Below are 21,765 nucleotides of genomic sequence, written 5' to 3'. Positions count from 1 at the left end.
CTGTCGTCAAATTCGAACCGGATTATCTGGTGCGAATTGAAAATCTTGTTGATAATTGACTTAACTGATGTTAAAATTAACTGCAATCAGTAGATTTTATCAATTGTAACGAGGTGCCCCGTATGCCTGAAGAGGACAGCAACTGGCTGACCAGTCATCCAACTTTCGAAGAATTGCGCGAGGCGGTAGACAATATCTCCGAGGCTCGTCGAAACCTGTTCGACACGGTTGAGCAGGAAGCCAGCCAGATTATCGATGAGGCCTATAACGAGATTGAGGATATCGATCCGTGGGGTAAAATCAACGAGGTTGTCGGCAAAGCCAATGACACCTACGAAATTGTAAAAGAGGGTGTTCGTGAAAACGACTTCGATAAAATCAGCGAAGGCTGGGAAAAAAGCTGGGAGACCCTGGGAACTGCTCGAGACAACGCAATCGAGTTGATTAACAAGGGGCGCCAGGGTGCCCAGAGGATCACCCGGCGCTCACTGGCGAGAACATGGGATCGTGTCACGGAGCTCACCGACCAGATCGGCAGCGCAGCCACGCGTGGCGCGGAAAAAGTCTTTGATACAGCCAAAGACGGAGCCCGCAAGACCAACAGGACACTGGCCGAGGCGGTCAGGGAAGTCCGCCGGCGTGTCGGGCAGGTGGCCGACACCGCCGCCAGTGAAGCTAAACAAAAAGCTGACAAGGCCAAAAAGCTTGCCGATGAAGCTCTCAACAAATGGAATCAATCAGAGCAGATTTTGGAATTTACTTCGTTCGAAAATTTTGAAAACGATTTGCCCGAAATCAAGGATACCAACAAAAAGCTCAATGAGGCTTTAAAGGAACTCGAAAATGTATCTGGTGAGTTAGGTGTCGAGCTCGACCTGGATGATATCTTCGAAGACATCAATGCCCTGAGCGAAATCGATGAAGAAGAGGAAGAAATCCAGATGCTCGTCGAGCCGCTCAAACCGGAATTCAATATAGCTCCCAACCAGGAGAACACCCTGGTACTCGAAGGCCTCACTCCCGAAACCGGCGCTGTTAAAGTGATCGAGATTTCAGATATGCAGTTCCGTACAGACAGCGCTGTTCCGGCTCCAATCGAAGAAACCTCCGAGACTCAATCACAGATCCCGGCCCTGCAGGCTGTGCGTCGGGCCTACCTGTATGCCGAAGAGCATCAGGACTACCAGATGCTGGTCACCGGCCATACCGACTCGCGTGGCCGTGCGCAGTACAATTTCGATCTTTCATATCATCGCGCGCGGGTGATTCTGGCGCTTTTGACCGGCAACAAAGAAATGTTTAAAGAATCAGTCGAACAGAAGAACACCGACGAAGACAAGCAGGCGATCCTGAAATACTTCCATGAATGGGACGGTCTCAACTGCGATCCCGGTCCGGTCGACGGCGTTATCGGGGATCGCAGTACACAGGCAATACGCAACTACCAGCGGGGTTACAACCGGATATTCAACGAAGAAATCGCGGTCGACGGCATCTGGGGCGGTCAGACCTGGGGCGCGGCATTCGATATGTACCGTCGGGAACTGGAAGATATGCTCGGAGAAGAACGCGATGACCTGCGCAATTATTCCAGCTATCTGAGTTTCTGCCCGGGACGCCAGATGTGCGCCTGCGGTGAGTCGATTCCAACCGATCATCCGGGAGCGGATGAGTACGCCAGCCAGACCAATCGCCGGGTCGAGATCCTGTTTCTGCGCCCCAACACCGAACTGGATTTTGGCTGTTGCACTGATTCTCCTCCCTTCCCCGACACCGCCTGCGATCAAAACAGTTGTCCGCTCTACGGTTTGGATGCCAACAACGAGGCCTTGAACAACTATACAATAATCAACGATGAGGATGTGGTTGAACAAACTACTGTCAAGATTATTGTCGAGGACGCTTTTGGCAGACCTGCAACCGATCTGGGTTACACGCTCAAGCACTCCGGCGGAGTAATCACCGGCTCTACCGATTCGGAAGGATTGATTTACCACGAGAACATACCCGAAGGAACGATCAAGATCGTTCTCGATAACGGAGAGGTGATCGATTTCGAACCGCCTGTACCCGATGATTTCGACGGCGAGGAAACTTTCGGCGGTGAGGAAGCTCCCGCGGGTGACAGTGTGATCCTGTCGTCGGGTGAACCCCCCGATGAAGAGGAAGAAATCCTGGCGATGGGTGAAGAGGAAGAAGAAGAGGAAGAAGTTTTGGCGATGTCTTCAGGTGATTCCAGCCAGTCAGGGAAGGCTATGGGTCCGGAAGAAGAGGAGATGCTTCAGGGTTAGGTAGATATGCGTGTTTCCTGTAATGAATGCGAATGGGTGGGAGAAGTCGAATCCCGCGATAATGTGCCCACAGAATGTCCCGAATGTGGCGGTGATGATTTCACGGTTGGTGCTGAAACTGTGGTTCCGGAGCAGGCCCGTGAAGAATCCGGCAGTCGCGGTCAGGTCCAGGCCGCTAACCTGTTTCCGACCGAATTCCCCGAACCTGCCGCATATGAACAATTTGTATATGAAATGGAGGGCGAAGCCTGCCTCAATGAACTGGATGAGATGCGGGTCGACTTCGACCGTGTACATCATCGTTTTATCGACACCCCGATCGTGTTGCCGCGCCCGATCTGGATTTCCGGAGTTCGTCTGAAATACAACGCAACCTGCCAGCCTCAGCGTGATTGGAGTCCGCCCGGTGAAGCTCCGGAGGTCGAGCCTCATCCGCGCGACGAATCCGAAACAAGTGAGGGCGAAGAATCGATACCAGCTAACCCGTTCGCGCCGATTTCAATAGCACGCAGGCCACGCCGGGGACGCCTGATCAACGCCAATACGGCGCTGGCACTGGCACGCCTGTTCCGCTACCTGCGAACACTGGGAATAGTGCAGGTCGACCACGCCGGGATCTGGCCCGGGCGGGCAGATCCCAACAACCCCTCCCGTAATTCGGCTCACGGCTGGGGCAACGCGATCGATATCTGCTGGTACTATATCGTTTCAGGGGACCAATCCGATACCGCAGGTTTTTATGGTCCTCCCCGTGACGGGATCGAGGAAGGCAATATCTGCCGCGACTGGGGCCCGCTTCTGGGACAACCGCGTACACCCAAGGAGAGATTTTTGAGGCGCATGGATTTCGAGCTGAGGCGTCATTTTTCGCTGGTGGTCGGCCCCGACGAGACCGCGCGCGGTGAAGGAACGGGTGATCACACTACCCATTTCCATGTCGATGTGCATCGATATGTCAGAAGATAAACTCAAGAGATTGGCGTTTTCGGCCGTTAAATATATACGATACCGAAGAGAACAAGGATGTCGAAATGAGAGTGCTGACTGAGGTTATAAAGATAACGATTTTTACCGCCGTAACTGCGCTGTTGCTATCAGCGTGCGGTGGTGGCGATGGATCAAAATCGAAGGCTGCATCAGGCCCGCTTTCCGAGAAGAGTTTTGCTCAGGCTTTTAAAAAGGGCAATTTCAAGCGAATTGGTCGTCTCACTGACGAGCAGGCTGAAAAGCTGAGCGAATATCAGGGCAATTACCTGAACCTGGTGAACCTTACCGAACTCTCACCAAAGCAGGCTTTTCACCTGGCCAAATTCCGGGGCAAAGGGCTCGACCTTTCCGGCCTGACCGAGCTTCCCGATTCCGTGGCCGAATATGTTTCCCTGTCGCTGGCCTACAGGCTGTATTTAAACGGCCTGGAGCGGATCTCGGCCGAAGCGGCGGGGCATCTGGCGAATTACAACGGTTACGAGATCTTTTTAAACGGTATCACACTCGTGGAGGTCGAGGAAGCCGAAGCTCTATCTCACTACGAGGGCCAGGCGATTTACCTCAACGGCATCCGCTACCTGACCGATCAGGGTGCGGAAGTGTTTGCCGGATTCCATGTCGATTACCTTTCGCTTAACGGCATCGCCCAGGTCAACAACGCCCAGCTGACCTCCCTGGCTTCTTTTAGAGGCAAAGGGCTGTCGCTTAACGGCTTGACCGAAATCAACGATTACCAGGCGATGGCGCTCTCCGTGTTCGGAGGTGATGAACTTTTCCTGGATGGAATCGCCAAGCTGAGCGACCATCAGGCGGAAGTGCTTTCCCAGTATTTGGGAGGCTACCTGCATCTGGGAGGCTTGAAATGCCTGAACGATTACCAGGCTCGTGCGCTGGCTCGCTACAAGGGCGACCTCTACATGGAGAATCTCGACGCGCTCTCCTCGGAACTCTACCACGAATATGCCACACAATTTTGATAGTGGACAACCTGCTGTCTCCCAACCTGGTTTGCTTTCCCGTCGTATATTGAATAAAAAAGATTGCCAGGCAATAGTCTGGCATGTATCATATTCGATATTTGATACGGCAGAACGAAGGGAGAGGTAATGTCAAAGAAGATAGCTATCGTCGGATGCAAACGGATCCAGGACCAGCTCTGTATCGCCTGCGAAAAATGTCTCAAGGCGATTCAACTGCGCGAGGGTGAATTCGCACGCTATAAAGATGACGAAGTCGAGTTGGTGGCGCTGGGAAACTGCGGTGATTGTCCCGGTTTAATTATGCCGAAAGTGACGCTGATGAACGAGATCGCCAGCCAGATCGGCCGTGAATACGACACCATACACCTAGGCACCTGTATCGTCAAGGCCAAAAAAACCGGCCAGTGTCCGCTCGATTTTGAGCAGATCGCCGAGCTTGTTAAGCAGAATTTCGACCAGGAAGTGGTTGTCGGCACACATAACTATTAGACTTTATTTTATGGACTCCTATCTCCTGTGGGTATCTGAAAACCCGCTCCTGTCAGCCGCAATACAGTTCGCGCTGTTGGGCACACTGGGGGAAGTCCTCTCCTCCAGCCTGAAAACCAGTCGGCCGACACTGCCCTGCAAGTTTCCGGAACTGCTCGGTAAAATCGTGGCCTGGGCGCTTTTGGGAATCATTATCAAGTACGGCTTCACAGGGATGAAGGGTTTTACAGTAGCTCTTCTGGAGCACAACCTTCTGCCACAGTTCATGTCCTCCGGTTTTGGATGGGCGCTGGCCGTCTCGGTTCTGACAAATCTCTTTTTTGGGCCCCAGATGATGCTTTTCCATCGCATCGAGGATAACCTGATACTGCGCCAGTGGGACTTCTCTGGAATAACCAAAGCGTGGTGGACTTTGATCTGGTTCTGGATACCGGCCCATACGGTTACGTTCAGCCTGCCGGCCAATTTTCAAATCGGCCTGGCCGCCCTCTGGTCGGTTGTCCTGGGCCTGATAATGGGGCTTTCCAAGCAGTCAAAAGAACCCGCACAAACGCAAGCTATTCAAGGCTGAACGAAAAAGAAATTGACAACCGCTAAAGCCTGCTGTATTTTGACTGTACATCACGTCAGACTGTGACTTTTAATCATCTGGAATACTCCCCTGTTCCAGTAGACCAGAAAGTCATACGGAATATATCTGTAAGGGCCTCGGCCCGAAAAATCTAAACATCAACCGCACAGTCATCGGGGCAGAAATACTTCGGTCTGACCGGTCTCATGCTGAATTGTCGAAGGCGACAACTGTAAAGCTTTGTGGCTGTTTTTACGATAATGGAAATAGTCGCACAACAGATACTTAAGCGGTCATCGAATACTGAAAATAAGGTAATCTTGCATACATAACAGTTCAGAGGATGAAGAAAGGAGTTTAGTATCACGATGATCACTCCCGTTAATCGGACACACCACACAATGCCCATTCAAGGAGAATAAGGATGAAACATCAAAGACACAGGATATTTTTTATTTTGCTGGCGCTTCTGGTCTGCTTTGCACTGACCGCCAATGCCCAGTATTTCGACAACAAGGGTAAAGACTTCCTGTTAACTTATCTACCCAATTACAATGACCAGACTGTACCTATTCAGAAAACCGAACTGCACCTGACCGCGGAACAGCCGGTCGATTCAGTGCATATCAAGTACCCGGCGATTGCACCGATTTTCGAAACCACGGTCAGCCTTACTCCGGGTGTGGTTACGATTGTGGAAATCCCATTGGAGTCCGCCAACGGCTGGCCGGTTGCGACTGTCACCGATCATGCTGTACACGTGTATTCCCAGCAGGAGTTCATCTGCTACATGATCAACCGCGAGACGTTTACCACCGATGCCGCCCTGGCGTTGCCGGTGGATGTAATGAACACCGAGTATATCGTCATAACTTACCAAGCCCAAAATTGCCAGTATGGCGGGGAGTTCGCGGTAGTGGCGGCCTATGACAATACCGAGGTTACTATCACTCCGACCAAACCCCTGATGGGCGGTCATCCCTCTGGAACACCGTTTACGATCACTCTGGACGCCATGGAAAGCTACATGAACCGCGCTGACTGTTCAAAAGCACCGGGTGACCTGACAGGTACCCTGATCAGTTCCAACAAACCGATCGGGATGACTAACGGCAACCGCTGTATTACGGCACCTCCCAATGTGGCCGCCTGCGACCATGTCTTCGAGGTGGCCCAGCCGGTTCAAACCTGGGGTGTCGGCGCTTATGTAACCAATCTGCCATTGCGTCCCAACGGAACAATTTATCGCGTGGTCTCGGCTCAGGATAATACGGATATTTACCTGGATGATACTTTTCTGGTGACACTCGACAAGGGTGAATTTTATGAGCTTTCCTATACCCCCGACAGTCACATTTTCAGTACTAACAATCCCGACAAGAGGATTTTCGTAGCTCAGTTCATGACCGGCCAGAATGCCCCCGGAGCTATCGAGGGCGATCCAGCCATGGGCAATATGACTCCAGCGGAGCAATATCTCTCGAGTTATACTTTTTCAACCATCGGCGGTGGCCAGTTCGATTACCATTTCCTTTCAGTCATCGCCCATGGTGACGATGTGGGCACGCTCGAGCTCGATGGTGTCCCGATCGATGCAAACGAATTCTCGCAGATCTCGAATACTGACTTCTACGCGGCTGTGGTTGAGCTTAACGAGGGTACCCATTCGACCTATTCATCCAATCAGCCCCATGGTATTACAGTCGAGGGTTACGCCAGCTACGATTCCTATATCTTCCCCGGTGGCGCGATGTTTGCCGCGATCCCGTCCAGCGACACCACACCTCCGATGGTCACTTTCGAGGAGGATGATTGCATTCTCTTCGGCGAAGCTGTCGACATGGGCGACACGATCAGCGGTATCAACCAGATGTTCCTGGACACAGCCAGCTTAAACCTCGAACTGACTGTTGACCAGTACACACCCGGCGATACAGTGGTAACTTTCAAGATAGAACTTATCGATCATACAATGGATGGATTCGGCGGATTATTCGTGTATGACTTGCAGGGCAATGTAAGCTATTCAGAGATTATGATCGAGGCCTGCGAAGGCGGCGAGGAGGAGGTCAAACCGACCAACCAGTGGATCAATGTTTACTGTGGAGCACCGCAACTCAATGGTGAACCGCTCATGCCGGGCGACACGATCCGCGCCTATGATCCCGACGGCGTACTGTGCGGGATGGATGTTGTCCGTAATGACGGCAAGTATGGCCTGATGCCGATCTACCATGACGATATGTATTCAGAGGATATCGACGAGGGCTGTGAAACCGGTGACACGGTTCAATTCACGATCAACGGCGAGGAAGTCTATACCGATCCGTTTGTGATCTGGACTGCCAACGGCGATAACTTCGAGACGTGTCTGTTCAGCACATGCCGGGTGCTTCAGCTCGAGCAGGGCTGGAATTTGATCTCATGGAATAAGTGGTATCAAGCCGATATCGAGGATATGCTTGACCAGATGGCCGATCCGAACTGCCTCGGATTTATTCAGGCCTTTGACCAGGGCGGGTTGACCTATGACCCGATGTATCCGCAGTTCTCAACTCTGCACCATGTCGATTTTTACCATGGTTACTGGTTCTACATGGAGTGCGCCACCGAGCTCGAAATCTGTGGCCCCAAAATTCCGGTTAATGAAGGAATCAGCATCTATAGCGGCTGGAACCTGATCAGCTACTGGCCTGCGGATTCACTGCCGGTAGATGACGCTCTTTATGATATTCTGGACTGTGTAATCGTGGTTTTGGGATGGGATACCATGCTGGGTGGCCAGACCTGGTTGCCAAACCTGAAATCATTCGTAACTTTGACCCACATGAAACCGTGGTACGGCTACTGGGTCAAATCCAGTTGCAATGAATTCTTAAATTATCCGGGCTGGGAAGATCTGCCGTTCTCGAAAACCGGCGGTTACTTTACTAATCACCAGCCGGAGTATACCCGGTCCAGCAAATGGATGTCAATCTTTGGTGAGGATTTGACAATCGACGGCCACAAAGTTGCTCCGGGTGCTTCGATCGAGGCATATACAACAGATGGCGTTTTATGCGGTAAATCGATCTACGACGGTTCAATCCTGAAGTTCACTCCCGTATACGGCAATGACGGCCGGAATGAAAGCGCAAAACTCGCTCGATCCGGAGATAAGATCGCTGTCTTCATAGACGGCAAGAGAACTTATCCGGATATCAGCTGGAACGGTATGGGTGGAAAGGCGGATATCTCTGACCGCTTCAGCGCGCGGTCGACATCCGGTAGCCTGCCGGTTGCTTACAAACTCGAGCAGAACTACCCGAACCCGTTTAACCCGACTACGACAATCGCTTTCTATCTCGAACGCGAAACCGAAATCAAGCTTGAGGTTTACAATATCGTCGGCCAGAAGGTTGCGGTGCTGGCCGAGGGCAGATATTCGGCGGGTAACCACCAGGTGGTATTCGACGGACGCTCGGCGACGGGTGAAGAGGTCGCCAGCGGAATCTACTTCTATCGCCTGACCGGTGAAAATATCAACGAAATCCGCAAGATGACTCTGATGCGTTAATCCGCTATTACGGATACACAAACAAGTTAACCCCGTTACTCAGGTAGCGGGGTTTTTAATTGATTGGAGCTAGATTAAACTTTGGCGAGTGGGGCCTTGCGGTCAAGTTCGGCACGAACTGCACGCACCAGGGTAGCCTGGTCAAACGGTTTGCGGATGAACGATCCGGCTCCTCGATTCTGCATTTCAAAAACCTGGTCAGTCGGCGAGAATCCGCTGATCACAAGGCATTTCTGATCGGGATTGATTTTTTGTATATCTCCAAAGACAGAGAAGCCGTTGTAATCGGTCTCCAGGATCATGTCCAGGATCACAAGCTCGACTTCATTGCCGGTCAGGTACTTGATCGCTTCGTGACCATTAGAGACCGTGGTAACTTTGTAACCCAGCCGTTTCAACAGCTCGCCGATCAATTCCTGCTGAAGGTGGTCATCGTCAACTACCAGGATCCGCTCGCTTCCGGCATACTGATCATCGGGAACAATCGGTTTTAGTGATTTCTCACGGGTAGTTGGAAAATAGAGCACGAACTCGGTACCCTTGCCGGTCTCCGAGAAAACATCGTAGTAACCGTGATGATCTTTCACGATACCATATACAATTGCCAGCCCCAGACCGCTTCCGGAAGACCCCATAGTTTTCTTCGAATAATACGGCTCGAACATCTTCGGTATCTCTTCTCTGTCGATTCCCACTCCGGTATCTTTTATTCGAAGCAGTTGATATTCTCCCGGTTCGATTTTATCATAGCCGGAATGCAGTTTGGTTAGAACTTCATGGGAGGTCGAGACCTTTAACCTGCCCCCCGATGGCATCGCTTCGAATCCATTTACTATCAGGTTCATTATCGCTTTGTAGAGATGCAGGTGCGAACCCATGAGATTGGGTGATTTTTTCTCCAACTCGACTTCGATCGTGACATTACCGTGTTCATACTTATACTTTTCAAATGTAGGTGACTCGATGAAACTTTTGACGATATCGTTGAGCACGACTGGTTCGAGTTCATAGCGTCCCCGGCGAGCCAGAGTAAGAAGATCCTGGATTACATCGGACGCATCGCGCGCCGCCTGGCCGATCCTCTGGACATAGATACGGAGAGGACTGTCCTCCGGAAGTTCCATCAAAAGCAGGTCGGGGTAGCCGACCAGCGGGCCGAACATGTTGTTGAGATCATGAGCAACCCCGCCGGCCATCAATCCCAGGGCTTCCATCTTTTCCGCACGCTCCAGCCTCTGTTGCAGTTTATGCTTCTGCTTCTCGATTTCATTTTTTTCACGGAGATCGGAAAATACAGCTACGAACAGCTCCGGCTGACCGTAATTATCTCTAATCAAGTGGGCGCTGTGTGAGGTCAAAATCCTGTTGCCGGATTTGGTCAGCATCTCAACTTCGCCACTCCACTGTCCCTTCGAAAACACCTCAGGCACAATATCATTATAAAGTCGATCACGATCTTCTTCGGGATAATAGTCCAGCACCCTGTCATTGAGGATATCTTTGTCGCTTTCAATCTCGAGCATATCCAGGGTGGCCCGGTTAACATAAGTTACTCGATAATTCAGGTCAGCCATGGCCATACCAATAGCCGCATTGTCAACAAGTTTCTTGAAGACGACAAGCTCTTTCTGCAACCGTTTACGTTCTATCAGTTCGGACTGAAGTTTACCAGCCCAGCTTTCCTGCAGTTTATGAGCGCGTTTGAGTTCCTGGTCGCGATCGTCAAATCGTTTCAATGTCTGATTGAGGTATTCATACAACTGCGAGGTCGGCCCGTCGGAGCCGTCCACAGAATGTGCTGAATAGTCTCCTGTCTCGAAAGCCTGCCTGATCCGATTTGTTACCTGAAAAATCCTCGCACGATACCTTTTTTTAAGATATGCAAGTAACATCATGCCGATTGTCAGACCGCAAAACAGGCCCACGCTGAAAAGTAACGCCCCGGAAATGCCATCATGCAACATTCCCGCACTGTTTGAAGCATTTACGGAGGCGGACGTTAAAATATGAGGTAATGCAAAATATATAATAATTGTCCACATAGGTATAGCAATGCTATTAATATTGAACACAATAAAAATCAGTGTACTTTGCTTTCAGTCAATACTTCCCTTTTCGGTCCGAAAAGGTCAGTACGCAGACCACATCGTCACTTTTAATTATATCGGCACAATCAAACCAATCTATAAGAACCTATTGCAATGGATAAAAACGGATATGATTGTTTCAAAGTGAACGGGCCTGACTAATATTTGCAGGTTGAAACAGTGTACCGGGTAAGCTCTGACCGTGATTTAAGTTGATTATCTCAGTTTGCTTGTTCAGCAGATCGCAGATATTTTTTCAAGATGCTCCAGGCTGGATATTTTGAACATGGGTACTGACCCAACCAGCGCATAATCAGAATGTCCCGGGCGTTTTCCTCAGACAGGTTCAGCCCGCTTTTCAACCTTTCGAAAAGCTCTTTCTCTTCCGGAACGTCGCGCTGATACAGGCGCATATACTTCCGGCTCGAATCAGGTTCGTCTAACCGGTCGTAACAATCAGCGAGATAGTAATAGAAATCAGTGTTGATACTATCAGTGAGGATTTTCTTAAAAATCTCAACTGCTCTATCGCAATCGTCCAGCAAGTACAGTGTCTTGGCGTAATTACATTTCGAGGCAATCGGCAGGCCATATTCCTGATCATATTTTTCGAAGCGGATACATGCGTTCCGGTAGGTGCCCATCTGGTAGAAACGATTTGCCAGCACCAGTTTCTCCCTGTCTTTCAACCTGCTTTGGCGCCGAGATCGCAATTTTCGAGCAACTGTTTCGCGTCCATACACATCCTCCAAAATCATTGCCAAAGACTCAGTCCGGCTCCCAAAATAGTAATCGCTCTGGTAATGGGGATCATCAACCAGGACTGCGACCATCCGCTCAAGGGCAAAATCAACATCGCGATTTAAGATCAGAAAACCGCCAGTATGGAGCAGGTTAAAAAGCAACAACGGCACTACCAGAGACTTTAACGCTTTGCCGTTATTTTCAAGATGAGCAAACAGCACCAGGCTGAGAAGAATTCCGGGGAATATAAAGACCGCCAGCAGGTCCCAGTCGCGTATCGCACCCAGGGCCGGGTCGGTTATGAATGCCAGGCTTAAGGCGGGAAGAAACATAAACATAAAAAATGAAATCCGCTTCGATCGAACTCTGCTGTTTACGAGGATGATAACCGCACCCATCAAACCGGCGAAGGTAAGAAACGGTCCGGCCACGAGCATGGCATTTAAAAAGTCTGTCAGATGAGAGATCGAAAACAGGGTGTAGGAGGTCTGCTGATTGGCTAAAAGCGGTAGAAACGGCGCTATTCCCTCGCGACTGAGGGACTGACCGATCATGTACACAGTCAGCATTAACCCGCAGAGCCCGGCGAACAGGAGTTTTCCGGGCAGAAATTTGTTACGGTAAATCAACAAGTAAATCCCGGCCGGAATGAATACCATAAACAGGTAGTGCCAGACTGTACCCAGGATCAGCACAAGCACTGCCGGCCAGATACTCACCTGCTTAACAATTGCACGCAGAGCTAACCATGAAAAAAGAACCGTCAAAGCCAGAAAAAGCGGGTAAGTTTCAATATAGCCGTAGAACATGACAGTGGCACCACAGGTCGCAACTAATAGAAATGCCGTGATCCTGGCAGTCCTTCCCGTAAACAGCAGTCCGCACAGTTTGTGTAACCCGAACACGAAAATCAATCCGGATAGAATGGATATCATCCTGAGCATCAGTTCGATTTCAGGGTATGTATCGAGATGTGCCAGATCTTTGATGGCCAACGTCAGGTGGCTGAACAAAAAGGCAGTTTTGGAGGGGATTTCTCCGCCCATGATCTGTCCCATGATCAAATGACCGTCGCCGTAGAGATGCAACTTATTTTGCAGGGTTGTGAAAACAGCCAGGGTCACCAGTAAACCAGGTGTCGCGCTGATCCATTTGGGCACTTTAGAGATCAGCTTGTTAAGCAAATCAAGAGCAGATCTGTAAAAATCGTAAAGTTTCAGTCCCGGAATCTCAATTAGCGATACGACGATGATCACGATCAGGATAATATGAGTACCGATATCCGAAAGGCTTTCGGTCGGCATGATTCCCCAACTTATCGAGAGGGGTAGATGTAATCCCGCCAGGTACAGGCAGGAGATGATCCAGAACAGGATCTTGACAGATAGAATCGCGCACCTCACAATTCAGGCGTTTTTCAACTGATGCTGTCTCGCATAAGGAAAATACGCCCTTGATCTGATCACGCAACAGTTTTCAGAAAAGGACTGTTGCGTGATCAAGGTGCACGACAATTTTTTCAGCGTGAACAAAAGCTTTGTAAAAAAAGTGGTGTCCGGGATTCGCCCTAATTCAAAAACCCGACCGGTAGCTGAAATTATTTTTTAACTGCCTTCATGGCATTGACATACTTTTCCAGCTTATCCAGAAATTCCGGTTCGTATTTACGTTTAACATGCATGGCGTTCCAGAGCCCGGAAGCGGCCACTTTTTCATCCTTGCCCGAAAGCTGATTCCCCATCCATTTCTTGGAGGGCGGATCGATGAATTCTTCTTTCTTGAAATTACCCAGAAGAGAAAGAAGATTCTTCTTGAAATACTTGCGCATCCTCCACGATTCCGGATCAGTATCAACGTCGAGATACAGGAACTTGAAGTTGTCGCGCACATATTTCGAGATCTTTTCCTCGACCTGCTTTTCCTTCGGATGAGGCTGGACACGCTTTTCCCAGGTCGGGATGCTGATCTTGTCGCGCTTCATGACAGCACGGCCGATCAGTTTGCGCAAAACGGAACGGCGATGCTTGCCGCCTAAGTCCTCATCGTTACCGCGGTGCGAGAGCAGACGGTTCTGCATACTTGAACGCGAAAACGGCATTATCGCCTGAGCACCAACCCGCACAATTCTCAGGCCACGGCCCGAGGTCGAACGAAGTTCGCCTTTTTCGAACAGGAAATAGATGCCCTTCTCAGGCAGGTTTTCAAAATCAGATAATTTCCCAAACTGTTTCTTACCCCCGATTTTCTTCTCCAGTTTGCTCATTATCTGATAGAACTTCTTAACATCGTCAAGCCGGCTCATCAGATCCTCCTAACTATAATTGAAAGCACTAACATAGTGTTTTTTCAGCCGCCAGATTCTAATTATCGCAGGATGATGTGCCAAAGACTAAGGTAGGCTGTAATTCAACAGTCAGTCACTCTTACACGCACTCGATACCTTTTCAAAGGCGCTGATCCTCCGAAAGAACGTATATACACATATCATAGTTTGATGTCAATACTTAATTTTGGACTAAATATTTCTTATATTCCAACTAAATGACATCCTATTCAACTTTAACGCAACCCGTAGATCAACTGTTTCAGGCACACTATAAAAAAGATTAACAGGCAGGCAATATAGTCGTAAAACAATATTGCCATGCAGCCGATTATTTTATATAAATAGCCTTCAACTGCGCATTTTTTGCGTATTTAAAGGGAGGCTCAATTACTGACTATAATTCCGGATTTGAGCGCAGGCAAGAATACGGGGTACTACCTGAAAAACTGTAATTCGTAACTCATAACGTAAATATTCCATAGTTGGACAGAATGGATTCCAATCAACACCATAATAGACCCTTAGAAAAACAAAGTGAACACTCAGGCTATTTGTACGAGTCGACGGACCGGATGCACGCTATTATCGCCAATGCGCACGATATAGTTGCGTTCCTCGATAAGTTCGGACGGGTACTCGACTTGAATAAAGACGTTGTTTTCGGTCACAAGCGTGAGGACCTGATCGGCAAGAATTTTGCCACATTCAAATTTTTGAAAGCCTCCAACCTGCCTAAAATGCTGTCACTGTTCAAGGAAATTATCTGTGGCAAAAGACAGCTTTCTCTGATGGAAGTGGAAATCGAGGATAAATGGGGTCAGCCGGTTTATGTTGAAGCCAGCACACAACTTGTTCGTAAAAACGGTAAAATCGAAGGTGTGGTTAGTTTTATTCGTGATATCTCCGACCGCAAGCAGGTTCAAAAGAGCCTTATAGAAAACGGTAAACTTCTGCAGTCTGTGATGGAAGCCACTTCCGATGCTATCTGGGATTATGATCTCAGTAAGGGTGAAATGCTATACAATCCCGGATGGCCGAAACTTCTGGGCTATGATAAATCGGAACTTGATCCTGACAGCGATTTTTACCTCTCGCGGATTCATCCCGAGGATATGCCGGGACGTGAAAAAGCCCTCCAGCAGCACCTCGAGGGTAAGAGCGAGCAGTACCGGGTAGAATATCGAGTCCGGGACAAAGGGGGAAACTGGCAGTGGATTCTGAGTCGCGGGCGGGTGATCGAATTTGACAGAAACGGCAATCCGACCCGTATGGTGGGAACTCATACAAAGGTCACCCACCGCAAGAAAGCTGAGCAGGCCCTGCTCGAGAGCCAGAAAAGGCTCCAGGCGCTGTTCGACAATTCGCTCGACGCGATCATGATCACCAATGATAGTGGCGATTACATCAATATCAATCCGGCCGCCTGTGATCTCTTAGGATATCGTCTCGATGAACTCCTGGAGCTGAATGTCGCCGATGTTATCGTTACAGGGGAAAAATCACGGGATTTCGATCAAATCTGGAGCGATTTCAAGACAGACCAAAATCAGCAGGGCGAAATCCTGCTGAAACGCAAGGATGGAAAGCATATTACAGCGGAGTATCGTGCCGTCGCCGATTTCTTACCCGGCCTGCATCTGAGCATGATCCGTGATATCACCGACCGCAAAGAAACCATCAGGAAACTGTACGAAAGCGAAGCTCGTTTCCGGCGTTTGATCGAGAATTCCGAAAACCTCGTAATGTATTACGATCTCGAGGGCAATATCTTATACTGTCATGGCCATTCCGCTTATGGCATGAAAAAATCCGAGGTGATCGGCAGAAACGTCGGTGACTTCTTCGAGCCCGAAGTGGCCAGCAAGATGCAGGAAGATATCTTGAAAGTCGCCCGCACCGGGAAACCTCTCAAATCCGAGCACAGCATCGAGTGGGAGGGAAGAGAGTTTTGGTTTAACGAAGATATTTATCCACTCTTCGACAGGAATGACAAGATTACCGGAATTGGAAAAATCTGCCAGAATATCACCGACCGCAAGCAGACTGAACTGGAACTCTACCGTGCCAACAAACAGATCGCCTTCCATTTCGAGAATTCCCCGCTGGCGATTATCGAATGGGACAACCAGTTTCGACTCAGGAGCTGGTCGAACGGGGCGGAAAAGATATTCGGCTGGTCGGAAGATGAAGTTCTCGGCAAAGGCTGGGGCGACTGGAATTTCATACATGAAGACGACAAGGAACAAATTGTTAAAGTTACCAATGAGATGCTCGAGGGCAAATATCGACGTACCGTGGTCACAAACAGGAATTACGCCAAAAATGGTGAGATCAAGCATTGCATCTGGAACAATTCGGTCTTTCTGGATGAGAACGGTAAGCTCAAGTCGATCCTCTCCATGGCGCAGGACATCACTGACAGAACGGAAGCTGAAAATGCCCTGCGACAGAACGAACAACGCTTCAAAGCAATAGCCGAGAATACCCCGGGCGTGGTCTTTTCTTTCCGCGTCGACCGTGACCAGCGTCGTCATATGACCTACTTCGGACCGGGACTGGCCGACCTTCTCGGCCGTGAATCGGCTGAGAAAATGAAACATGATATCGAGATATTTCTTGAATTAGTGCATCCTGACGATCTCAATAAATTATTGCAACAAGGTGATCTGAATCCGACCTCGAACAAAAGATTCAATTCAGAATTCCGGATAAGGGTGGGAGCTGAATATAAGTGGGTGCAGGCGATCATGCATCCCTACGATACTGACGGCGATGACCTGAAAGTCTGGCACGGCCTGTTTATCGATATCGACGACCGCAAGAAGCTGGAGCTGTCGCTGAGGCACCTTTCCAAAGTCTTCATGGATGCTTCCGATCCAATTATTATCGTCAATCCGGCCGGCGTGATAATCGATGTTAATGATGAAGTCGAGCGCGCTTATGGCTGGCAACGGCATGAACTGTTGTACAAGCCGATGACCCTGATCCTCCCCCCGGAATTTCGTGATGAAGCCAGGGCACAGCTCAAGCGCTGTTTTGCGGGCGAGGAACTGCGCAACCTGCAGGGCCTGCGCTGGCACAAAAACGGTGAAAAGGTATACACCCTGACTACCCTCTCGCCGTTGACAGATGAAGACGGCAAAATCGTGGCCATTGCCTCGATTGCTAAAAACATCACAGCTCTCAAGCGTGCCGAGAAAGCTCTCAGGGTGAGCGAAGAAACGTATCGCAATATCTTCCAAAACGCCCAGGTCGGCCTATTCCGTACTCGTATCAGTGATGGCAAGGTGCTGGAATGCAATGAGCAGGCGGCCCGCATGTTCGGTTTTAAAAACCGGGCGGAAGCCATCGCCCAGTATATAACCCGGGATAACTATATCGATAGCGGTGAACGTGAAAGGCTTTTGCAGATTCTCCAGAGAGATGGTCAGGTCAGTGGATTTGATGCCCGCTTCAGGCGCAAAGACGGCAGTACGATCTGGACCCGTTCATCCTCGCGCATAAACCTCAAGCAGGGCTGGATCGAAGGTGTGATCGAGGATATCACAGAACAAAAACATGCGGAACAGGAGCTCAAGGCCAGCCGTGAAATGTACCGTACCCTGACAGAAAACACGACTGATATCATTGCCCGTCTGGACCGCAGTCATGCAATCCTGTTTGTTAACCAGGCAGCAAAAGCAATGATCAAAAGAGATCCGGAAGCGATTGTCGGAAAGCGAATCGATGATCTTCCATACCCTGAACCGATCAAGAGCAAATTTTTGCACAGTCTTGAAAAGGTATTTATAACCGGCAAAGATGAGAGTTTCCAACTGGAGGTACCGGACGAAAATGAGAGCCGTTACTACGACTTCCACCTGATTCCTGAATTCACCAAGGCTGGACAGGTGGAAACATTGCTTGTTAATGTACGCGACATTACCGAAACACGGCGCCTGCAGGATTTCGCCTCACGCGCCCAGAGACTTGAAACTGCGGGTCGGATTGCCGGGCAGGTGGCGCATGATTTCAATAACCTCCTGGGACCATTGACCGCTTATCCCGACCTGATCAAAGACGAACTCGAGGCTGATCATCCGGCGCTGAGTTACCTGGACGACATGAAAAAAGCGGCCGAACAGATGTCCGATATCAACCAGGAACTACTGACTCTTGGAAGGCGTGGACATTACAACCAGGAACCGTTGAATCTCAATGAAATTGTCAACAGCATAATCAACCAGATCTATCCATTACCGGAAACACTCATCATGGAGAAATCCCTGGCGGACGATCTGATGAATATCAAGGGAGGCCGGGCCCAGATTTTCAGGGCGGTTGCGAACCTGCTCTCCAACGCGCGCGATGCCATGCAGGATATCGGACGACTGGCTATCGAAACCAAAAACTACTACGTTGACCAGCTCCGTCACAGTTACGGCCAGGTACCCCGAGGCGAATATGTCCGGCTGTCTATCGCGGATTCCGGCACAGGAATCGATCCACAGGATATGCCCCGGATATTCGACCCGTTTTTTACCACCAAGGTGACAGATAAAAGACGCGGTACGGGTCTTGGTCTGAGCGTGGTTCATGCCGTAATCGAGGACCATGGCGGGTATATCGACCTTGAAAGCAAGCACGGTGAGGGAACGACGGTTTATCTGTATTTTCCCATCACCCGCGAACCCAACCGTCAAGTAGCTGACAGTAGCATTAGTGGCGGTAATGAGAGCATCCTGATCGTCGATGATGACCACATCCAGCGCGAAGTCACGAGCAAACTCCTGTCCAAGCTGGGGTACACGGTTGCCAGCGCTACAAGCGGTGAACAGGCCTGCGAGATGCTCCGGAAACGAAATTTCGATCTTTTGGTTCTGGATATGGTTATGCCGGGGGGAATCGACGGCGCGCAGACTTACGAGCAGGCTCTCAAGATCAGGCCGGGCCAGAAAGCGATTATAGTTTCAGGCTATGCCGAGAGCGCGCGGGTTGCCGAATCGCAGAGGATGGGGGCAGGAGCTTTTATACGCAAACCTCTCACCTTAAAATCGATTGCACAGGCTGTAAGGGAAGAACTCGACCGCAAACAACAAGTAAAATAATTATACTATAGCCTGCCATTATCTTGCACAGCTCAATCCAATCATCTCACATCAGATTAAATTGAGACCGTTTTTCCCAGGTCTGACGATCGAGCAGGTAAATGAAATGATCGACAGGTTCCGTGGGAATCTTCATCTTTTCCGGGAAGTGATAAACCTGGCGTCCTGTTTTTTTTGCCCCGACATACTCCTGCATCTTTTGAGAGGCCGTGTTATGGACATTGGGTGTAGACCTGACCGCCATGCAGTCAGTATGCGTAAACAGGTAATCCACTAAACCCTGCTTGAGTTCACTACCGAGTCCGCGGTTGTGGTATTCAGGCAACAGCTTGATATCTGTCTCGGCGATCTTCTTGGCATCCGGACGGCCCAGTTTGCATTCCCCAATCAAAACACCTTCCTGTTTTAACACGGCCAGGAGTTTGCTGTCCAGAAGGCCGGGATCGTTGTCGCTCAAAATTTGCTCGACCTCGTCACGGGAAATCAACAGTCCCTCCGGAAATCCGACATTGCACATCACGAGCGGATCATTCCAGAGCCGGAAGAAAAGATCGACATCCTCCTGCCATGCCCGGGCGCGGCGTACAAACATTCGTTTGGTTTCAAATACAGCACTGATATTGGTTTCATTCATACCTGCAGTAAATTGCAGAGAGATAAGGTGATAAGCAAGTCAAAAACGCGGATAAATAGTAAATGTGCCGATTTTTCAGATTAAATGGCGACTTACAATCCTGATTGTTGGGCACAAATCACGTATTTTGCGCTTCCCTGATCTTGGTCATTACTTCATTGACAACTGACACGACTTTATCTGAACGAATCGGCTTGACGATGTAATTTTTTGCACCGCTTTTGATCGCTTCGTAAACCCGGCTCTGTTCGTTGTGAGCGCTGATCATCACGATCGCCGCGTTCGGGTTGACTTCGCGGATCTTTTTGACAGCCTCGATACCATCCATGATCGGCATATTGATATCCATCGTAATCAAATCGGGTTGATGACGCTTGAATGCGGCCAGTGCCTCATTGCCATTGGAAGCTTCGCAAATCACTTCATGACCGGCCTGTACCAGGATTTTTTTGAGATTCCTGCGCATCATCATGGAATCATCCACAATCATTATAGTCGCCATTTTTCCTCCTGAAAAATCTCCATCATATTTTTAATCGGCAGATTTACATAGTATCTGAAACCAGAAGACTGACCGACAGACGTCCTTGCTCGGTCATGACTGTCGCGGTCCAGATATCCGAACCGGTAAACCGTAGAACCGAGCTGTTGATCCTGACTGTCTTGGGTGTACCAATAGTTACCAGGTTGTTAATTTCGGGAAATACATTGAGGGTATTCCCCAGTACAATGTTTGTAATTTCGGCCATGGTATCTTCGACATACTCCTCGGCCTCTTCATCACTCAACTCATCGATAGCGAATTTACGCACAAGTGTCATTGCCAGATCTCGCTCGAAACTCATCGCGAACGTACCCGACAGCGCGCCCTTGATTCCGATCAAGGCGGTAATATCCTCGATCATCAAGCGATCAGTCTCTTCAGGTTCAATACATTTTGAATCGACTACGCCGATTTCCATTTCGTCAGTCATCAACTCCCGCGCTCGATTGACCATTGGCGCTATGATTTTATCGATCGAGATCTCGGGCAAATCGATAGTTTCAATCACCGGAAGTTCAAAATGGTAGGTTATGCCCTGTCCGGGGATCGACTCGACATGAACAGATCCGCCCAGTTTGTCAAGAGCAGAACGAACAGCAGAGAGCCCTACACCGCGCCCGGAAATCTCAGAGGGATTCTCGCGCGTGGATATGCTATCCATAAAGATCAATTCCTTTATTTTTTCATCAGGCACATCCCCGATCGTGTTTTCATCAAAGACACCTTTTTCAATTGCTTTGGCCCGCACGCTGTTGATATCGAGTCCACGCCCGTCATCAGATATTTTCAGCTCTATCGTGCGCTTATTAGGCTTAATCTCGCACTTTATCTGACCGAATTCATCCTTGCCCGCGCTGAAACGCTCTTCATCGGTTTCGATGCCATGATCAACGCTGTTGCGGAAAACGTGGATCAGCGATTTGACGAATTCATGATAGTGGTCGGGATCCACCAGCACATCATCGCCCTCGATAACGACGGGGTTAACCAGCTTCTGAAGCCTTTCCGCCAGGCGTTCGACATACTCCGGGTATGATCCCAGGAGTTCCTTAAACGGCTTGTAACGCAGTCTTCTCAAGTGCGGGAGAAGCAGTTTGTTTTCTCCGGCGGTCAAAGTAGCGATCATTTTCTGTTCGATATCTGCTATCTGCGAGGGCTCCACGATCAGTGCCGCTTTACGGCTGAAGAACTTATCGCCCAGGTGTGATTTTAAAATCTCCAGGTCAGCTTCGAGCCATTTCTGCAGTCCCATGGAAGATAACATCCTGCGCCATTCTTCGATGCTCATCTCCGGTCGTTCGGAGCGGAGCCTTGTAATTTTCGATTCGAGAGCATGAAGTTTCTCGACAACATTGATCAGCTCGAGCTGGCTGAAGGTACCTTTGAAGGTATGGAAGGCACGGAAGATTTCGTCAATCATCTCGTCTACCGGACCCTCGCCATCGAGTATCATTTCCATTTGCGCGTTG

General features: G+C 49.6%; 13 protein-coding genes. 7 read left to right on the top strand and 6 right to left on the bottom strand.

Annotated elements, in window-relative coordinates:
• Positions 1–122: 122 nt before the first annotated feature.
• The 6 genes from GF404_04280 to GF404_04255 all read left to right on the top strand — a co-directional run bounded on the left by GF404_04280 (position 123) and on the right by GF404_04255 (position 8,874).
• The gene (locus GF404_04280) at positions 123–2,291 is read left to right on the top strand and encodes an OmpA family protein (protein MBD3381396.1); all 2,169 of its coding nucleotides are present in this window, start codon (positions 123–125) and stop codon (positions 2,289–2,291) included.
• A gap of 6 nt (positions 2,292–2,297) precedes the next feature.
• On the top strand, positions 2,298–3,257 hold the full coding sequence (locus GF404_04275; GenBank protein MBD3381395.1) for a hypothetical protein: 960 nt from the start codon (positions 2,298–2,300) through the stop codon (positions 3,255–3,257).
• Positions 3,258–3,322: 65 nt separating this feature from the next.
• Positions 3,323–4,255: a hypothetical protein gene (locus GF404_04270; protein MBD3381394.1), complete on the top strand. Its 933-nt coding sequence runs from the start codon at positions 3,323–3,325 to the stop codon at positions 4,253–4,255.
• Positions 4,256–4,384: 129 nt separating this feature from the next.
• A complete protein-coding gene (locus GF404_04265) occupies positions 4,385–4,747 on the top strand; it encodes a CGGC domain-containing protein (GenBank protein ID MBD3381393.1) in 363 nt (120 codons plus the stop codon).
• Positions 4,748–4,757: 10 nt separating this feature from the next.
• Positions 4,758–5,318 (top strand): hypothetical protein, encoded by a 561-nt coding sequence (locus GF404_04260; GenBank protein ID MBD3381392.1) that lies wholly within the window; start codon positions 4,758–4,760, stop codon positions 5,316–5,318.
• A 424-nt stretch (positions 5,319–5,742) separates the two neighbouring features.
• On the top strand, positions 5,743–8,874 hold the full coding sequence (locus tag GF404_04255) for a T9SS type A sorting domain-containing protein (GenBank protein MBD3381391.1): 3,132 nt from the start codon (positions 5,743–5,745) through the stop codon (positions 8,872–8,874).
• A 74-nt stretch (positions 8,875–8,948) separates the two neighbouring features.
• Here GF404_04255 and GF404_04250 read toward each other — a convergent pair whose 3' ends face one another.
• From GF404_04250 to GF404_04240, 3 genes are all read right to left on the bottom strand, one after another.
• The gene (locus GF404_04250; GenBank protein ID MBD3381390.1) at positions 8,949–10,916 is read right to left on the bottom strand and encodes a response regulator; all 1,968 of its coding nucleotides are present in this window, start codon (positions 10,914–10,916) and stop codon (positions 8,949–8,951) included.
• 266 nt (positions 10,917–11,182) lie between these two features.
• Positions 11,183–13,009: a hypothetical protein gene (locus GF404_04245; GenBank protein ID MBD3381389.1), complete on the bottom strand. Its 1,827-nt coding sequence runs from the start codon at positions 13,007–13,009 to the stop codon at positions 11,183–11,185.
• 293 nt (positions 13,010–13,302) lie between these two features.
• Positions 13,303–14,007: a hypothetical protein gene (locus tag GF404_04240; protein MBD3381388.1), complete on the bottom strand. Its 705-nt coding sequence runs from the start codon at positions 14,005–14,007 to the stop codon at positions 13,303–13,305.
• 515 nt (positions 14,008–14,522) lie between these two features.
• Here GF404_04240 and GF404_04235 point away from each other — a divergent pair.
• Complete coding sequence (locus GF404_04235; protein MBD3381387.1) at positions 14,523–19,118, top strand: PAS domain S-box protein; 4,596 nt, start codon at positions 14,523–14,525, stop codon at positions 19,116–19,118.
• Positions 19,119–19,164: 46 nt separating this feature from the next.
• On the opposite strand, the gene GF404_04230 is transcribed toward GF404_04235, so the two are convergent.
• The 3 genes from GF404_04230 to GF404_04220 form a co-directional block, all read right to left on the bottom strand.
• Positions 19,165–19,710 (bottom strand): GNAT family N-acetyltransferase, encoded by a 546-nt coding sequence (locus tag GF404_04230; GenBank protein MBD3381386.1) that lies wholly within the window; start codon positions 19,708–19,710, stop codon positions 19,165–19,167.
• Between the two features lie 160 nt (positions 19,711–19,870).
• The gene (locus GF404_04225; protein MBD3381385.1) at positions 19,871–20,254 is read right to left on the bottom strand and encodes a response regulator; all 384 of its coding nucleotides are present in this window, start codon (positions 20,252–20,254) and stop codon (positions 19,871–19,873) included.
• A gap of 43 nt (positions 20,255–20,297) precedes the next feature.
• Positions 20,298–21,765 (bottom strand): hypothetical protein (locus tag GF404_04220; protein ID MBD3381384.1); only part of this gene is annotated, 1,468 nt, incomplete at its 5' end.

Source organism: Candidatus Zixiibacteriota bacterium (genome assembly GCA_014728145.1).
GTDB lineage: Bacteria > Zixibacteria > MSB-5A5 > JAABVY01 > JAABVY01 > WJMC01.
The sequence above is the reverse complement of the archived record's forward strand: the minus strand, read 5'-3'. Positions and strand labels throughout refer to the sequence as shown.

What these genes read in the sequence shown, in the direction of transcription:
- GF404_04280 (MBD3381396.1), top strand. Translation starts at nt 123, where the DNA reads ATGCCTGAAGAGGACAGCAACTGGCTGACCAGTCATCCAACTTTCGAA.
- GF404_04275 (MBD3381395.1), top strand. Translation starts at nt 2,298, where the DNA reads ATGCGTGTTTCCTGTAATGAATGCGAATGGGTGGGAGAAGTCGAATCC.
- GF404_04270 (MBD3381394.1), top strand. Translation starts at nt 3,323, where the DNA reads ATGAGAGTGCTGACTGAGGTTATAAAGATAACGATTTTTACCGCCGTA.
- GF404_04265 (MBD3381393.1), top strand. Translation starts at nt 4,385, where the DNA reads ATGTCAAAGAAGATAGCTATCGTCGGATGCAAACGGATCCAGGACCAG.
- GF404_04260 (MBD3381392.1), top strand. Translation starts at nt 4,758, where the DNA reads ATGGACTCCTATCTCCTGTGGGTATCTGAAAACCCGCTCCTGTCAGCC.
- GF404_04255 (MBD3381391.1), top strand. Translation starts at nt 5,743, where the DNA reads ATGAAACATCAAAGACACAGGATATTTTTTATTTTGCTGGCGCTTCTG.
- GF404_04250 (MBD3381390.1), bottom strand. Translation starts at nt 10,916, where the DNA reads ATGTGGACAATTATTATATATTTTGCATTACCTCATATTTTAACGTCC.
- GF404_04245 (MBD3381389.1), bottom strand. Translation starts at nt 13,009, where the DNA reads ATGCCGACCGAAAGCCTTTCGGATATCGGTACTCATATTATCCTGATC.
- GF404_04240 (MBD3381388.1), bottom strand. Translation starts at nt 14,007, where the DNA reads ATGAGCCGGCTTGACGATGTTAAGAAGTTCTATCAGATAATGAGCAAA.
- GF404_04235 (MBD3381387.1), top strand. Translation starts at nt 14,523, where the DNA reads ATGGATTCCAATCAACACCATAATAGACCCTTAGAAAAACAAAGTGAA.
- GF404_04230 (MBD3381386.1), bottom strand. Translation starts at nt 19,710, where the DNA reads ATGTTTGTACGCCGCGCCCGGGCATGGCAGGAGGATGTCGATCTTTTC.
- GF404_04225 (MBD3381385.1), bottom strand. Translation starts at nt 20,254, where the DNA reads ATGGCGACTATAATGATTGTGGATGATTCCATGATGATGCGCAGGAAT.